15 protein-coding genes are annotated in these 15,943 nt (G+C 67.3%); 7 read left to right on the forward strand and 8 right to left on the reverse strand.

The window, feature by feature from the left end:
* The first annotated feature begins 5 nt into the window (after positions 1 to 5).
* Both CFB82_RS23230 and CFB82_RS23235 read left to right on the forward strand, forming a co-directional pair.
* The gene (locus tag CFB82_RS23230) at positions 6 to 653 is read left to right on the forward strand and encodes a glutathione S-transferase family protein (RefSeq protein WP_089485443.1); all 648 of its coding nucleotides are present in this window, start codon (positions 6 to 8) and stop codon (positions 651 to 653) included.
* A 201-nt stretch (positions 654 to 854) separates the two neighbouring features.
* Entirely contained in the window at positions 855 to 2,369 is a 1,515-nt protein-coding gene (locus CFB82_RS23235; protein ID WP_089485444.1) for a purine-cytosine permease family protein, read from the forward strand.
* A 182-nt stretch (positions 2,370 to 2,551) separates the two neighbouring features.
* Here CFB82_RS23235 and CFB82_RS23240 read toward each other — a convergent pair whose 3' ends face one another.
* The 3 genes from CFB82_RS23240 to CFB82_RS23250 form a co-directional block, all read right to left on the reverse strand.
* Positions 2,552 to 3,307 carry a glucose 1-dehydrogenase gene (locus tag CFB82_RS23240; RefSeq protein ID WP_089485445.1) on the reverse strand — a complete coding sequence of 252 codons (756 nt, stop codon included), beginning with the start codon at positions 3,305 to 3,307 and terminating at the stop codon, positions 2,552 to 2,554.
* A 40-nt stretch (positions 3,308 to 3,347) separates the two neighbouring features.
* Entirely contained in the window at positions 3,348 to 3,884 is a 537-nt protein-coding gene (locus CFB82_RS23245; RefSeq protein ID WP_089485446.1) for a VOC family protein, read from the reverse strand.
* Positions 3,885 to 4,089: 205 nt separating this feature from the next.
* Positions 4,090 to 5,007, reverse strand: a complete 918-nt coding sequence (locus CFB82_RS23250) for a LysR family transcriptional regulator (RefSeq protein ID WP_089485447.1) — start codon at positions 5,005 to 5,007, stop codon at positions 4,090 to 4,092.
* A gap of 335 nt (positions 5,008 to 5,342) precedes the next feature.
* On the opposite strand from CFB82_RS23250, the gene CFB82_RS23255 reads away from it, so the two are divergent.
* The 3 genes from CFB82_RS23255 (at position 5,343) to CFB82_RS23265 (ending at position 8,851) form a co-directional block, all read left to right on the forward strand.
* The gene (locus CFB82_RS23255; RefSeq protein ID WP_089485448.1) at positions 5,343 to 6,659 is read left to right on the forward strand and encodes an MFS transporter; all 1,317 of its coding nucleotides are present in this window, start codon (positions 5,343 to 5,345) and stop codon (positions 6,657 to 6,659) included.
* Positions 6,660 to 6,815: 156 nt separating this feature from the next.
* The gene (locus tag CFB82_RS23260) at positions 6,816 to 8,066 is read left to right on the forward strand and encodes an MFS transporter (protein ID WP_089485449.1); all 1,251 of its coding nucleotides are present in this window, start codon (positions 6,816 to 6,818) and stop codon (positions 8,064 to 8,066) included.
* Positions 8,067 to 8,239: 173 nt separating this feature from the next.
* On the forward strand, positions 8,240 to 8,851 hold the full coding sequence (locus tag CFB82_RS23265) for a cysteine hydrolase family protein (RefSeq protein ID WP_089485450.1): 612 nt from the start codon (positions 8,240 to 8,242) through the stop codon (positions 8,849 to 8,851).
* Between the two features lie 19 nt (positions 8,852 to 8,870).
* On the opposite strand, the gene CFB82_RS23270 is transcribed toward CFB82_RS23265, so the two are convergent.
* The 4 genes from CFB82_RS23270 to CFB82_RS23280 form a co-directional block, all read right to left on the reverse strand.
* Positions 8,871 to 10,496 carry an amidohydrolase gene (locus CFB82_RS23270; protein ID WP_089485451.1) on the reverse strand — a complete coding sequence of 542 codons (1,626 nt, stop codon included), beginning with the start codon at positions 10,494 to 10,496 and terminating at the stop codon, positions 8,871 to 8,873.
* Between the two features lie 111 nt (positions 10,497 to 10,607).
* Positions 10,608 to 10,766 (reverse strand): hypothetical protein, encoded by a 159-nt coding sequence (locus CFB82_RS43355; protein ID WP_179255443.1) that lies wholly within the window; start codon positions 10,764 to 10,766, stop codon positions 10,608 to 10,610.
* 149 nt (positions 10,767 to 10,915) lie between these two features.
* Positions 10,916 to 11,731 carry a helix-turn-helix transcriptional regulator gene (locus tag CFB82_RS23275; RefSeq protein WP_089485452.1) on the reverse strand — a complete coding sequence of 272 codons (816 nt, stop codon included), beginning with the start codon at positions 11,729 to 11,731 and terminating at the stop codon, positions 10,916 to 10,918.
* Between the two features lie 233 nt (positions 11,732 to 11,964).
* The gene (locus CFB82_RS23280; protein ID WP_089485453.1) at positions 11,965 to 12,441 is read right to left on the reverse strand and encodes a nuclear transport factor 2 family protein; all 477 of its coding nucleotides are present in this window, start codon (positions 12,439 to 12,441) and stop codon (positions 11,965 to 11,967) included.
* Between the two features lie 329 nt (positions 12,442 to 12,770).
* On the opposite strand from CFB82_RS23280, the gene CFB82_RS23285 reads away from it, so the two are divergent.
* On the forward strand, positions 12,771 to 13,157 hold the full coding sequence (locus CFB82_RS23285) for a winged helix-turn-helix transcriptional regulator (RefSeq protein ID WP_089485454.1): 387 nt from the start codon (positions 12,771 to 12,773) through the stop codon (positions 13,155 to 13,157).
* Between the two features lie 494 nt (positions 13,158 to 13,651).
* Here the strand turns inward: CFB82_RS23285 and CFB82_RS23290 are convergent, their stop codons facing one another.
* Entirely contained in the window at positions 13,652 to 14,026 is a 375-nt protein-coding gene (locus CFB82_RS23290; RefSeq protein WP_089485455.1) for a YXWGXW repeat-containing protein, read from the reverse strand.
* A gap of 609 nt (positions 14,027 to 14,635) precedes the next feature.
* Here CFB82_RS23290 and CFB82_RS23295 point away from each other — a divergent pair.
* Positions 14,636 to 15,754, forward strand: a complete 1,119-nt coding sequence (locus CFB82_RS23295) for a porin (protein ID WP_089427151.1) — start codon at positions 14,636 to 14,638, stop codon at positions 15,752 to 15,754.
* Positions 15,755 to 15,943: the final 189 nt, after the last annotated feature.

A 15,943-nucleotide genomic window follows, 5' to 3' on the forward strand; every position in this document is an offset into this window, starting at 1 on the left:
CCGACATGATCTCGACGCATCCCCTCACGTTTTATACGGCCAACACGCCGAACGGGCACAAGATCGCCATTTACCTCGAAGAGGCCGGGCTCGCATACGACTGCGTGCACGTGAATCTTTCCGCCGGCGAACAGCGCAGCGCGGCGTTTCTCGCGATCAACCCGAACGGCAAGATCCCGGCCATCGTCGACCACGACGCCGGGCTGACCGTGTTCGAATCCGGCGCGATCCTGAGCTATCTCGCCGCGAAGACGGGCGTTCTGCATCCCGACACGCTGGCCGAGCGCACGGCCGTCCAGCAATGGCTGCACTTCCAGATCGGCGGAATCGGGCCGATGCTCGGCCAGCTCTGGTGGTTCCTGCATGCATCGAAGACGGTCAATGCGCAAGCGCTCGAGCGCTACCGGAACGAGGCGCGGCGTCTCTATGGGGTCGTGAACGGCCGCTTGGCGGAATCGGCGTATCTCGCGTCGCCGCGCTACTCGATCGCCGACATCGCCGCGTTTCCGTGGCTGCGCGCGGCGCCCGAACTCGATCTCGATCTGGCCGATTACCCGCACGTCGAGAGCTGGCTCGCCGGCATCGAGGCGCGGCAAGCCGTTCAGCGGGGCCTGATCGCATGCCGCGCGCCGGCGGCGGAGGGCGCGCACTGACCTCGCATCGCCCGCGCCGTAAGGATGGCGCGGGCGCCGGCCGCTGGCCTGCCGGGAAACATTGTTCTCCTTCGTCGTAAACGTCTCGAATGCGTGATATTTGCGCCGCGCGATCCGGTTTAGAGTGGCCGCGAATCGATGACGATGTGTCGTATCGCCGCAGCACCGGGCGGTACAGACGCACCAGAGGAGTGGAGACAAATGAGTGAAGGTAGGATTACGCAGGTCGAGTCGTTCGGTTTCGAGCGCATTCCCGATGCATCGCGCTATGCGCGGCCGATCGATCTGTTCAGGTTGCTGTTCGGCGGCTGCAATACGTTTTCAACATCGGTGCTCGGCAGCTTTCCCGTGCTGGTCGGGCTGTCGTTCAAGGCGGGTGTCTGCGCGATCGTGCTCGGCGTGCTCGCCGGCACCTGCATCCTCGCGCCGATGAGCCTGTTCGGCCCGTGCAACGGGACGAGCGACCCGGTGTCGTCGGGCGCGCATTTCGGCATCCACGGCCGGATCGTCGGCTCGTTCCTCGCGCTGCTCACGTCGATCGCGTTCTTCTCGCTCGCGGTGTGGAGCTCGGGCGATGCGCTCGTCGGTGGCGCGCACGACATGGTCGGCGTGCCGGTCAACGGCTTCACGCTTGGCGCGGCGTACATGGTGTTCGCGGTGCTCGTGCTGATCGTCTGCATCTACGGCTTCCGCTTCATGCTGTGGGTCAACAAGATCGCCGTGTGGGCCGCGAGCGTGCTGTTCGCCGCGGGCCTGTTCGCGTTCGCCGGCCTGTTCGACATGAGCTATGCCGGCACGGTGCAGCAGGGCAGCGCGGGCTTCCGGGCCGCGTTCGTCGGCGCGGTGCTGGTGGCGCTGAGCAACCCGGTATCGTTTGCGTCGACGCTCGGCGACTGGGCGCGCTACATCCCGCAGAACACACCGAAGCATCGCGTGATGGGCGCCGTGTTCGCCGCGCAGATCGCGACCTTCGTACCATTCTTCTTCGGCCTCGCGACCGCGACGATCATCGCGACGAAGGCGCCCGCGTTCATCGCGTCGAACGACTACGTCGGCGGGCTGCTCGCGATCTCGCCGCGCTGGTTCCTGTTGCCGATGTGCCTGATCGCGATCATCGGCGGGATGTCGACCGGCACGACCGCGCTGTATGGCACCGGCCTCGACGTGTCGAGCATGTTCCCGCGCCTGCTGAACCGCGTGCGTGCGACGCTGCTGATCGGCACGATCGCGATCGCGTTCATCTTCGTCGGTCGCTTCTGGTTCAACCTCGTCGAAAGCGTCGCGACGTTCTCGACGCTGATCGATACGTTCAGCTGCCCGTGGATGGCGATCATGGTGATCGGCTACGTGACGCGGCGCGGCTACTATCTCGCGGACGACCTGCAGGTGTTCAACCGCGGGCTGCGCGGCGGCCACTACTGGTTCACGCACGGCTGGAACGTGCGCGCGATGGGCGCGTGGCTGCCGGCCGCGTTCGTCGGGCTGTCGTTCGTGAACCTGCCGGGGCAGTTCGTCGGGCCGCTCGGCAACCTCGCGGGCGGGCTCGATCTCAGCGTGCCGGTGTCGCTGGTGGTGGGCGGCGTGCTGTATTTCGTGCTGCTGACGTTGTATCCGGAACCGGATGGCGTGTACGGTCCGCACGGGCGACGCTTCGTGCGTGGCGGCGGGCAGGCGGCGCGCGGCAATGGCGTACCGGCGATCCAGCCGAAGGGATAAGAGCGGCGCGTGGTGTGTCGCTTCGCAAATGACGATGCCGCCGCGCGGGAGAGCTGTCGGCGGCATCGTCGTTTTCGGGCGGGTGGGTGCCAGCGGGGCGGCTGTACGCTCCACGCAGCGCCTCGAAAGTGCAAACGAAGACGCCCACCAGGTTGGTGGGCGCGCGTCGACCCGGATACGGTTCAGTGGAACGAACTGCCGGCGAGCATCCCGCCGTCGACGATGTATTCCGACCCGGTGCAATACGCGGATTCGTCGGACGCGAGGAACAGCACGAGATTGGCCACCTCATCGGGCTTGCCGATGCGCGCGATCGGCAAGCCGCTGTAGATCGACGACGGATCGAAATCCGCGAACTCGGGCGGACGTGCCATCACCGTATCGATGCCGCCCGGATGCACCGAGTTCACGCGAATGCCGTAGCGGCCGAATTCGAGCGCGGCGGCCTTCGTCATTCCGCGCACCGCGAACTTGCTCGATACGTATGCGCTGCCGCCCGCGACGCCCTCCATCCCGGCCGTCGACGACACGTTGACGATCGAGCCACCGCCCGCCGCCTTCAGCGCGCCCAACGCCGACTTCATGCCGAGCCAGCAGCCGACCTGGTTCACGTCGATCACCTTGCGATAGTCGTCGAGCGAGCACGCTTCGATCGGCACGAGCTTCAGGATCGCCGCGTTGTTCACGAGGATGTCGAGGCGGCCGAACTGCGCGAGCGTCGCATCGACGGCAGCCTGCCAGTCGGCTTCGCGGGTCACGTCGAGATGCTGGAAACGTGCGGCGTCGCCGAGTTCGGCCGCGACGCGCTGGCCGGCTTCGTCCAGCACGTCGGCGATCACCACGCGTGCGCCTTCGGCGACGAATCTGCGCGCTTCCGCTTCGCCCTGGCCGCGGGCACCGCCCGTGATCAGCGCCACCTTGCCTTCGAGTCGTTTCAATCTGTTTGCTCCTGTGAGTGAGAGGGGCGCGCGGGGCCGCTCACGCGGAGGCGGCCGCCGCGTCAATGATGCGAACCGGATCGGCGCCGTTCCATGCACGGGCCTCGGCGATGCCGCGCGCGATCATGTCGCGCATGCCGGCGCCTTCGATCACTTCGACGCGCACGCCGGGATCGTCGGCGTCGTCGAGATAGGCGACACGCGTGGCCGCGTTGCGCGCGTCGAACACGACACGCAGGCCGCGGCCCGTGAGCTGCGCGAGCGCGGCATCGAGATCGTCGACGACCCACGCGACGTGATGCAGCCCGACGAGCGGCTGGCCGTGCGCATCGCGGTACGGCGAGCGCGCCTCGTTCGTCACGTGAATCAGTTCGATCTGCAGATCGCCGCGATACGCGAGCCCGACGTCCATCGTGACCGTCACGGGTTCGCCGAGATGGAAGCCGTCGAGGCGCACGTGGCGGAATACGGTCCACGGGCCCACGTCGTGGCGTTTGCGCCAGCGTGCGATGCTGCGGTCGAGATCCGCGACCACGTAGCCGATCTGGTCGATGGGGCCGAGCATAGGATCGTTCATGGCGTCTCCGTGGCGGGCACACGTGGGCGTGCCGCGCGATGAATGACGGCCATGATCGCAACAAAGCGCGCGCGGCGTGCCGTCCAAACGGATGAGCCGGGGCGCTTCGTCGTGGCGTGGTGGGCGGGTGGGTGCGCCAGGCGCGACGATGCAGGAATGCGAAGCGGATCGGAGAAGGCGCGCTTCCGGCCGGGCGATCAGCGCGTTACCGCGCGTTCGGCCCCTTGACCGTCAGCCGGCACACGGTTGCCAGCGCAAGCAGGTTCGGGTCGCGTTCGCGCCGGTGCAGGAAGCTCAAGCCGATCGTCTGGCGGATCGTCGGCCCGGCGAGCGGCACGAGCGCGATCTTGTGCGCGAACAGGTCGTGCACGCGGCCGGGCAGCAGCGAGCAGCCGACGCCGCCCGACACGAGGTTGATCAGCGAGAAGATGTCGCCCACCCGCATCACGACGTTCGGCGTGACGCCGGCCGAACGAAACGCTTCCGTGAAGCCATGATGCGTCGCGAAGCCTTCGCCGAGCGACACGAACGGCGCGTCGCCGCACGCGCACAGGTCGATGGCATCGTGCCGCGCGTACGGCGAGTCGATCGGCGCGGCGAAGAACATCTCGTCCTCGAACAGCGCGATCGATTCGATCTCGGCATCCGGTTCGGGCAGCGCCATCAGCGTCGCGTCGATCGCGCCTTGCCTGAGCTTGTCGAGCAGGTCGGCGTTCGAGCCGAGCACGAGTTCGGCCTGCAGCTCGGGGCGGCGCTCCTTCAGCGCGATCACCACTTCGGGCACGGTGCGGATTGTCAGCGAGTAGAGCGAACCGATCTTCAGTTGGCCGGCGCCGTAGCCGGCCGCCTCGCGCGTCGAGCGGATCCCGTCCGTCATCGTCTTGAGCACTTCGCCCGCGACTTCGGCGAGCACCTGCGCGGCGTCGGTCGGAATCAGGTTCCGCCCCTCGTGGCGAAACAGCGCGCAGTGCATCCCTTCCTCGAGCGTGTGCAGCGCGCGGTGCACGCTGACCGTGCTGACGCCCAGCGCCTCGGCGGCTTTCGCGAGGCTGCCCGCTTCCATGAAGGCGAGCAGCACCTCGAGCTTGCGGAACGTGATCTCTTCGTTGATGCGGTTGCGCATGGTGCGGGCGGCGGGAAGGGCGGCCGACGATTCTGCCGCAGAACCGGGGCAGCAACAATGCGCGGATTTCCGGGGTTTCCGCGTGGCGGCGCCCGGCGGGGCGACATTTAATCTCCGGCTAATCATCTGCCGCGGGTATTAATTGATGCGGGTTTTCGGCGTCCCTATGATCGTTTCACGCTGGTCGTACGGGCAGGCCGTGAGGTTCCGATGGTGCGGGCCCGTGCCCGCGCCCGCGCGTTGCCGGCCGGCGATACGAACAGCCGGTTCGCCCATGCGTGCCACGCAACGCGGCACGCATGCGGCGCGGCGCCATGAGACTGCAGGAGACAAGCATGCGCGACTCACGTCGGAACTCGCGGCATCGGCAGGCGGTGGCCGCTGTCGTCGGCAACACCCTCGAGTGGTACGACTTCATCGTTTACGGTTTCTTCTCCGGCATCATCGCGCGGCTGTTCTTTCCCGCCGAGAGCCAGTACGCGTCGCTGCTGATGTCGCTTGCGACCTTCGGCGTCGGCTTCTTCATGCGCCCGGTGGGCGGCATCCTGCTCGGGCTCTATGCGGACCGCAAGGGCCGCAAGGCCGCGATGCAGCTCATCATCTTCCTGATGACGCTGTCGATCGCGCTGATCACGTTCGCGCCGTCGTACGCCGTGATCGGCCCGGCGGCGCCCGTCCTGATCGTCGTCGCGCGGCTGCTGCAGGGGTTCGCGACGGGCGGCGAATACGCGAGCGCGACCGCGTTCCTCGTGGAAAGCGCGCCGGAAAACCGGCGCGGGCTATACGGATCATGGCAACTGATCGGCCAGTGTCTCGCGGTGTTCTCCGGTGCAGCGATGGGCGCGTGGGCCACGCAGTCGCTGTCGGACGCGGCGCTGCATAGCTGGGGCTGGCGCGTGCCGTTCGCGCTCGGGCTGCTGATCGGGCCGGTCGGCCTGTGGATCCGCCGGCACATGGAGGAGACCGAGGCGTTCGTCGCCGCGAGCAAGTCGACCGTCGAGCCGCCGGCGAGCGTGTCGGGCGTGCTGCGCGACAACCTGCGCGGCGTGCTGGTGTCGATGGGGCAGACGATCACCGGCACGGCCGTGTTCTACGTGATGCTCGTCAACATGCCGACGTTCGTGCACAAGACCTTCGGGCTGCCGCTCGACCAGGTGTTCAAGGTGCAGATGGCGGCGGTTGCGCTGCTGACGGTGACGATCCCGGTTGCGGCGCTCGTGTCCGACCGCATCGGCCGGCGGCCCGTGCTGATCGCCGGTTCGCTGGCGCTGCTGACGGTCACGTATCCGCTGTTTACGTGGCTGGCGGCCGCGCCGGGCATCGGGCGCCTGCTCGTGATGCAACTCGTGATCTGCACGATCATCGGCATCTGCTACGGGCCCGCGCCGACCACGCTCGCCGAGCAGTTCGCGACGCGTTCGCGCTCCACTGGCATCGCGCTCGCGTACAACGTCGCGGTGATGGTGTTCGGCGGCTTCGCGCCGTTCATCGTCACGTGGCTGACGCATGCGAGCGGGTCGCCTGTCGCACCCGCGTGGTACGTGTTGTTCGCGGCGTCGTTCGGGCTGCTCGCGAGCGTGTTCATGCACGACGGCGCGCCATGCGTGCTCGCGCGCCGGCAGTTTCAGGGCCAGCCGTTGAGCGCGAAGTAACGGTCGTGTCCCGGCGCCCGCGCCGGCGAGCCATCGGCGCGGGCGGCAGGCAGGGTGGCGGTCCTGCCGATGCTTAGCATCGCGGGCGGCGGCCTACCGCGGCGGCCGCCCCATCGTTACGCTTGGGCGATCATCCACTCTGTCCGGAAGGTCGCCATGTCCCGGCTCGACTACACGTTGCTTGGCCCCTGCCTGCTCGCCATCGCGATCGACGCGATGGGCTTCGGGCTCGTCTATCCGATGATGTCCGCGATCTTCAGCGATCCGCACGCGGGCATCCTGCCGGCCGACGCCGGCGCGCATGCGCGCAATTTCTACCTCGGTCTCGGCTACGGGATCTACCCGTTGTGCATGTTCTTCGGCTCGTCGCTGATGGGCGACCTGTCCGATCGCTACGGCCGCCGCCGGATCCTGCTGTTGTGCGTGCTCGGCCTCGCGGCCGGCTACGCGATGATGGCGGTCGGCGCGTGGCACGCGAGCGTCGCGCTGCTGCTGGCCGGCCGCGGGCTCACCGGGCTGCTGGCCGGCTGCCAGGGCATCGCGCAGGCGGCGATCACCGACCTGAGCACGCCGGAGAACAAGGCGTACAACATGAGCATCATGTCGCTCGCATTCAGCGCGGGGGTGATCATCGGCCCCGTGCTCGGTGGCGTGACGTCCGATCGCACGATTTCGCCGCTGTTCGACTACGGCACGCCGTTCGTGCTGGTCGCCGCGCTGTCGCTGGCCTGCGCGTTCTGGACCTGGGCGTCATATCGCGATTCGGCCGCGCCGCGCGGCGACACGCGCATCGATCCGCTGCTGCCGCTGCGGATCATCGGGGAGGCCGCGCGCCAGCGCAACGTCGCGTTCCTGTCGGTGGTGTTCTTCCTGATGCAGGTCGGCTACGGGCTCTACCTGCAGACCATCATGCTGCTGCTGCAGGCGAGATTCGGCTACACGAGCGCGCGGCTCGGACTGTTCAGCGGCGTGATCGGGCTCTGCTTCGTGTTCGGCTTGCTGTTCGTCGTGCGGCGGATGCTGCGTGTGTGGCGCGTGGTCGACATCGCGAAGACGGGCCTGCTCGTCGCGGGCGTCGGCCAGGTCCTGTCCGCGCTGTTCCCGCACGAGCCGGTGCTGTGGGCGCTCGCGATGGTCGTCGGCTGCTTCGACATGGTCGCGTACACGACGATGTATACGGCATTCTCCGACGCGGTCAGCGAGGACCGGCAAGGCTGGGCGCTCGGCGTCGCGGGCTCGGTGATGGCCGTTGCGTGGGTCGTGACGGGCGCGCTCACGAACCTGCTGCCCGTGTTCGGCGAGATCGGCCTGCTGCTGATCGGTGGCGCGGGCTTCCTGCTCAGCTTCGCGATGATGGTCGCGTATGGCCGCACGCAGCCGGGCGCGCGAACAGCCGCGCTGTCGTAGACGGTTTGCACGTTGGCCCGATCCTGTCGGACGTTGTCCCGCGCACCGCTGTCGCGCCAGGCCGCGCGGCCCGACACTGGCGCCTCGTGTCCCGGGAGTACCCGGGCCGCGTCCGGCGGCGCCGGCTGGCCCTGCGCGCCGTTCCTTCGATATGCCAACCGAGAGAGCGACCCATGCAACATCCGACCATCCGTACCCTGGCCGGCGCGACCGCGCCGACATCGATCGCCGCCGCCCACACCGCGCTGCTGGTGATCGATTTCCAGAATGAATACTTCAGCGGCCGCCTGCCGATTCCGGACGGGCCGCGCGCGCTGGGCAACGCGCAGCGCGTGATCGCGTTCGCCGACCGCGCGGGCATTCCGGTGTTTCACGTCCAGCACGTCGATGCGGCCGACGGCCCGATCTTCGCCGACGGCAGCGACGGCTTCCGCTTTCACGCGGACCTGCAGCCGGCGGCGCATCATACGGTGGTGAAGAAGACGTCGGTGAGCGTGTTCCCGACGACGGACATCGATGCGCGCCTGAAGGCGGCCGGTGTCGACACGCTGATCGTCACGGGGCTGATGACGCATGCATGCGTCGCCGGCGCGGCACGCGACGCGGTGCCGCTCGGCTACGCGGTGATCGTCGTCGACGACGCATGCGCGACGCGCGACCTCGACCTCGCGGATGGCGGCACGGTATCGCACCGCGACCTCCATCGCGCGACGCTGGCCGCGCTGTCGGACACGTTCGGCGACGTGCTGACGACCGGGCAGGTGCTGGCGCTGGCCGTCGCCTGACGGCCGCCGGAGGCGTGCTTCAGTCGGCCCAGCCCGGCGCGGCGTATACGACTTCGCCGCGGAAGCACGTCTCGATCACACGGGTTTGTGCGAACGTCTCGACCGGGTGCTCGAACGGATTGCGGTCGAGGATCGCGAAGCTCGCGTCCTTGCCCGCTTCGAGCGAACCGGTGCAGTCGTCGAAGCGCAGCGCATACGCGGTGTTCACCGTATAGGCCTCGAGCATCGTGAGCAGGTCGAGGCGTTCGTGCGGATTCCACGGCGGGCTGTCGGGCTGGTCGATCAGCAGGTGCGTGACGCCCGTCTGGATGATCTGCATCGGGTCCATCGTGCTGACCGACCAGTCGGAGCCCGCCGCGAGCATCACGCCCGCGTTGCGCAGGCTGCGGAACGGATAGTTGCGCGCGGTGCGTTCCGCGCCGAGCAGGTCGCGATAGAGCTGCTGCTGCTCCTCGCGCGCGGCCGTCCACAGCGTCTGCACGCTGGCGATCGCGCCGAGCCGGTTGAGGCGGCTCATGTCGGCCGGATCGACGAGCTGCAGGTGCGCGAGCTGCGCGCGCCGGTCGCGCATGCCGTTGCGGATCTGGACGTATTCGAGCGCGTCGAGCGCCATGCGCACCGCGCGGTCGGCGAGCGTGTGGAAGTGCAGGTCGAAACCGGCCGTATCGGCGAGCAGGCAGATCTCGTTCAGCGCATCCTGTCTCCACAGCGCGAGGCCGCAGTCGTCGGTGCCGGCGTACGGCTCGAGGAGCGCGGCGGTCTTCGATTCGGGCACGCCGTCGACGAAGATCTTCACCGTATGCAGGCGCAGGTTGTCGCATTCGTATTCGCGACGCCATCTGGCGAAGCGCTCGATCTGCTCGCGCGGATCGCGGCGCGGGTTCGCATAGAGGCCCGCGCTCATGTACACCTTCAGCGTGCCCGCGCGCTGCGCGTCGGCGTAAGCCTTGAGTTCGGCCTCCTCGACGCGTGCGTCGAACCAGCCGGTGATGCCGTAGCCGTGCGCCATCGCGTGCGCTTTCGCGAGCGACTTCGGGTAGCCGGCCGGGCTCAGTTGCGGAATGATCGGGCACACGCGGTAGAACGCGGCTTCGTGCACGACGCCATTCGGCGTGCCGGACGCATCGCGCTCGTACACGCCGCCGGCCGGGTCGGGCGTATCGGCGTGGATGCCGGCCGCTTCGAGGCCCTTCGTGTTGAGGCAGCCGCTGTGCACGTCGAAGCCGACCACGAGCAGCGGCCGGTCGGGCACGATCCGGTCGAGCAGCTCGCGGGTCGGATACGCGCCGAATGCGGCCAGGTTGGCGCCGCCGAGATAGACCCACGGTTCGTTCGGCGTCGCATCGGCGCATGCGCGGATGCGCTGCAGGATCGTGTCGGGATCGTTGATGCCGGACAGGTCGAAGTCACCGAGGATCTGGTGGCCTTCGAGCGGGTGCACGTGGCCGTCGATGAGGCCCGGCAGCATCAGCCTGCCGGCCAGGTCGACGATGCGCGTCGCGGGGCCGGCCAGCGGGCGGATATCGTCGTCGCGGCCGACGGCGACGATCTTGCCGTCCTGAGTGGCGAGCGCCTGAGCGAAGCGGCGCTGCGCGTCGCCCGTGTAAAGCAGGCCGTTCAGATAGACGGTATCGGCGTGTTGCATGTGTCTCCTCCGGATGGGGGAAGGTTCGACGGGCGCACGTGTCCGGCGGGCGGGCCGTGTGGCTCGTCCGGTCGCGTGAACCCGGTCGGGTTGGAATGAGATGCGGGTCGGCTAGGTGCCGGTGCTGCGCGGCAGGCGCGGCGATGCGTCGTGGTGAAGGCCGGCCGCCGCCGGAGCGTCACGCCGATCGCGCCGCCAGGTCCGGATCGGCGAATCGATGGGCGACGCGCGCGCGGCCGTGCAGGCCGGCGTCCATCCGGTATTCGGCATGCCGTGTCTCCGTGGTATCCGACGCGTTCCGGTCGTCGGGTGAGTCAGATACTAGGAGCGGGGCGGCCGGCTGTCTGTCATCGTTTTGAGGACAAGACGCGACAAAGAAGGCGGGGGCGAGTGGGCGTGCAGCGATGCAGAGGTGCCATCTATTGAACGCGGCCCCCCGGCGGTTCTTCTTCGGTCACGCACCACGCGAACAGTCCGGCCCGGTTCGCCACGCCGAGCTTCGCGAGCGCGCGCCCGAGATAGGTGCGCACGCTGCTGGGCTTGAGTGCGAGGGTATCGGCGATCTGCGGGACGGGCTGGCCTTGCAGCACCGCGCGGCATACGAGCCGTTCGCGCTGCGACAGCGCCGCGCCGCAGGCCGACAGGCGCTGTTCGAACCGCTGCAGCAGCGCGCCGTCGTCCGAGCGCGGCGTCAGGCGGGCGAGCCGTGCATGCTGGATCAGGAGCGGCAGCACGAAATCGCCGAGCTGCCGCAGCAGCGCCAGCTCGGCCAGCGTATAGGACGGCTGGCCGCGCCGGCGGAACAGCGAGAACGCATAGACATAGTCGCGCTCGCTGCCGAGCAGCGTGCAGTCTTCGCCCAGTTCGCCGAGCGCGAAATGGCGGCCGTATTCGGTTGCCGTATCGATGTCCTCGTTGCACGAGAACACGAGCTGCGAATCGGTGGCGCGCTCGATATGCGGGAGCAGCGTGTCGGTGCGCCAGTCGCCTTGCGTATACAGATCGAGCGCGTGGCGTGTGCCGTCGGGATCGTCACCGCCCGCGAAGAACAGCACGTCGACACTGTCGACCGACTGCGACGGCGCATCGCGACGGTAGCGCGTCGCGACGCTGTAGTGGGACTGCGGATCGACGGTTTCGCGCAGCCACGCCCAGAGCCGGGCGGGAAACTGCGGACTGCCGAGGCTGGCGACCAGGTCGCCGGCATTGCCGAGGGAAATATGGGCGGGGCTCATCGTTGACACCGTCTTCGCGAACGGCCGCCCGTGCCGGCCGTGCTTCGCGTATGACGGCGCACCGGCGGCGCGTCGGCAGGCGGTGCAGTCATGCGGGACGGAGGCCGGCGCGGCGGCGAAGCTCGATTGTAGGGGACTTCGCCGCCGCCGGGCATGCGCGCTTGCCCGGCGGGCGGCCGATCGTCCTTGGACGGGCGGTGCGCATCGTGGCGCACCACGTGCCGGCCCGCGCGTCAGAACATCGTGTTCGCGTTCGCGGACTTCTCGGGTACCGACTGGATCACGTCCCAGTGCTCGACGATCTTGCCGTCCTTCACGCGGAAGATGTCGACGACCGCTTCGCCGCGGTCGCCCGGACGCTCGGTCGCATGCACGTGCAGGTAGACGAGGTCGCCGTCGGTTGCGCTACGCACGATGTGCGCGCGCGATGCCGGGTTCTTCTGGAACGCGCCGACGAAGTACGACACGAACGGTTTCTTGCCGTCCGGTACGTGCGGGTTGTGCTGCTTGTAGTCGTCCGCGACCACGGCGGCGGCTTCGACGGCTTCGTGCTTGTTGAAGAAGCGGTCGTAGAACGTCAGCACGAGCTGGCGGTTGGCTTCCTCGGCGGCCAGGTCGCGCGGGGCCGGACCGCCGGCCAGCGCGGCCGTCGACGCGGCCAGCAGGACGAGTGCGGCAACGGCGCGAACGGGGGAGCGGAGCGATGACATGTAGCGGGTTCCTTGTCTGACGCAGCATGGGTGGGTGCGCAATGCGCGACGGCGGGTCGAGCCTGCCGCGGCGATCAGCGGGCGGCGGCGCATGGTTGCGGATGCACGCGCCTTGTCGCCGCGAGGGATTCACTACCCGGTCCGAAGCGTCACGATCCGGACCGGGCGAGGCCGCGCGCCGTCGTCATGCTTCGTTGAACTGGCGATTCCGCGCGGCTGTCGGGTCGATCGAATGGTACAGTTGCCGCGAACCCGTCACAAGAAGTCAGCGCGATGTGAACAGGTCACACCGCGCTGACCATGCGTTGCCCTTGAAAGAGAATCCAGTCATGTCGTTCCCGCCCGCCGATGAATCCGTCGAACTCGATCAGCCATGCCCGATTCGCGATGTGCTCGACCGCATCGGCGACCAATGGAGCCTGCTCGTGCTCGAGACGCTGTCCGGCGGGACGATGCGTTTCAACGAACTCGGCCGTACGATCGGCGATGTGTCGAACCAGATGCTGTCGCGCACGCTCAAGCGGCTCGAGCAGGACGGCTTCGTCAGTCGCACGCTGTACGCAGAAGTGCCGCCGCGTGTCGAATATGCGCTGACCGACCTCGGGCGTTCGTTCCTGACGCCGATGCAGGCGATGATCCGGTGGGCCGACGAACATCATCGCGCGATCTGCGTCGCGCGACGCCGTGCACGGCAACTGGACGGCGGCGGGCGCTGAGCGGGGCGCTTGCGCCGTCTTGTCGCTGGGCGTCGTGCTGCGGATCGGGTGTGATGCGACGACGCGTGGCATGGTTGCCGGTGCATCGCCATTGCATGATTTCGTTATCCGAATGATTTCGGTGGGTCGAGCGAGGGCGCCGATGCGGCGGTGTATTCCATTCGTCCCGTATGCGGCAATGCGCTGGCGGTGCTCCGTTTACAAGGGCAGGTCCGGGGCGACCGAGACGGCGGTCTTTCTCGGCATGGCGTACGAAGGGTGCGGCAGGGTCCGGTCGAGGCGGGATGGTGGTGCGCCGTCGATCGGCAAGCACGTCGATTCGAGGTTGCGTGATCGAAAGCCTCGCCCCCGGTTTGCGCGCCGGCATCGGGGCGGGGTGGGGCAGGATTCGCGGGGGGGCTGCCGGGCATCATGATTGCCGGGGCCGAACGGCACGAATTCGCCCGCGCCGTCCGCCCCCGGGGCCTGCCCTTGGCCGGGCGCCGGATGGCTGCCTATCGCCACGTACCGTCGACGTACGTCCACACTTGCCCCTGGCGACGCCAGTAGCCGGGCACCCACCGACGCCCGGGGCGCCGAGCGACCCAGCGGCCGGACACCCATATATAGCGGCCCCGCTGCCAGCGCCAGTAGCCGTCCGTCCATATATAGCCGTGCGGCCGAGGCGGCGGCGGTCGGCGGTCGTGCCGGGCGGCTGGCGGTGCGAAGCCCGGGCGGTCCGGATAGGGCGGGCCGCCGGGTACGCGATTCGGGCCGGACGGCCGGTACGCGGGCGGCGCGGGCTGGGCCGAGGCGCCGCGGAGCCAGCCGCCGGTGCTGACGAAGGCAGCGGTCAATCCGATGGCGCGCAACAACGAGCGTCGATTCATGGCGTGTCCTGTTCTGTATTCGAGGCCGCCTTACATTAGCCTGCCAGTCCGTCGGCCGGGTTACGCGAGCAGTTAAGGCTGTTACCGTGTGTCACGGTGGGCGGCCGAACCGTCGGCGAGGGGGAAGCCGGCCTTTCTGTAAGGATGGCGGGCGGGCGGATGTGACCCGCTGACAGGCGTCGCGCACTGTTTACTGGCTGACGGATGCGTTTTAGGTGCCCGGAGCCTGAAATTCGAGATCCGTCTGGGTAAAATTTACCTATTCCGGGGTGTCGCGCCGAATCCGTTTGTTGTTTCTATGCAACCGTCAAGACGATGACATGTAAGAATGGTGCGATGAAAGCCTCCAAAAAGGACCCGTCAAGAAGTCAAAAACAAACGTCAAAACAAATACTTATAACTCGGCCCCACTTTCATTATTTCTAGTTCTGGAAAAGCTTATTTCTTTATTTGCGGATCGCTCCCCTAGGGTACACCCCTAAACTCACGGTTCCCAAACGGGCAACTATCCGGGCGCGGCCAGCAGGATCGATGGCGCTCCCGGGCGGTTGCAGACCGTTTATGAACAAGGTCGCGAGACCTGCCTCTTTTTAGAAGGGAGCTCCACGAATGAACAAGACTCTGATCGTTGCAGCAGCTGCAGCATCGTTTGCTACCGTCGCTCACGCACAAAGCAGCGTCACGCTGTACGGCGTGCTGGACGCAGGCATCACCTACACGAGCAACGTCCAGCCGGCACTCGGCCAAGCTGGCAAGTCGCGTTGGGCGATGGGTTCGGGCATTGACCAGAGCCGTTTCGGCCTGCGTGGCTCGGAAGACCTGGGTGGCGGCCTGAAGGCAATCTTCACGTTGGAAAGCGGCTTCAACATCGGTAACGGCAAGTTCGCGAACAGCAACGGCATGTTCAACCGCCAAGCTTTCGTCGGCCTGTCGAGCCAGTACGGCACGGTCACGCTGGGTAAGCAGTATGACGCAACGCAAGACTACCTGGCGCCGCTGACGGCAACGGGCTCGTGGGGCGGCACGTACTTCGCGCACCCGCTGAACCTCGACCGTCTGAGCACGAACGGTGATGTCGCTCAGAACAACACGATCAAGTTCACGAGCGCGAACTACGCTGGCCTGCAATTCGGCGGCACGTACTCGTTCTCGAACAACACGAACTTCGGTAACAACCGTGCATACAGCGCAGGCGTTGCATACCAGTTCCAAGGCCTGAAGCTGGCTGGTGCATACTCGCAAGCGAACCTGGGTGACGGCACGAACGCAAACGGCGCAACGTCGTCGGCGATCGGTGGCATCGCTAGCCAAGGCCGCGTCCGCACGTACGGTGCTGCTGCTGGTTACGCATTCGGCCCGGCACAAGTCGGCGCTGCATGGACGCAAGCTCGCCTCGACAACAACGCAGTTGGTCTGGGCACGCTGCGCACCGACAACTACGAAGTCAACGCAAAGTACAACCTGACGCCGGCTCTCGGCCTGGGCGCTGCTTACACGTACACGAACGCGAAGATCAACAACGGCAGCACGCACTGGAACCAGTTCGGCCTGCAAGCTGACTACGCACTGTCGAAGCGCACGGACGTCTACGCACAAGCTGTGTACCAGCGTGCAGCGAAGAACGGCATTGGCGCATCGATCTACAACGGCAGCAACTTCAGCGACAACCTGCCGAGCTCGTCGATCAACCAAACCGCAGCAACGGTTGGTCTGCGTCACCGCTTCTAAGCGTGACGGCGGGGTAACCCGCTACGCAGCATCGAAAAAGGCGCCTTCGGGCGCCTTTTTTTGTGTGCGCCCAGCATGGGCGCATTCCTGCGGGTGGAAGTCCCGCCATAAGTTGATCACGGCAAATGAAGTGAAGCGCAACTGCATGAGGGTGACCGAGTGTGGGAAGGAAGCGTGGAGCGTAAATCG

Origin of the sequence: Burkholderia sp. HI2714 (genome assembly GCF_002223085.1) — a bacterium.
GTDB classification, from domain to species: Bacteria; Pseudomonadota; Gammaproteobacteria; order Burkholderiales; family Burkholderiaceae; genus Burkholderia; species Burkholderia lata_D.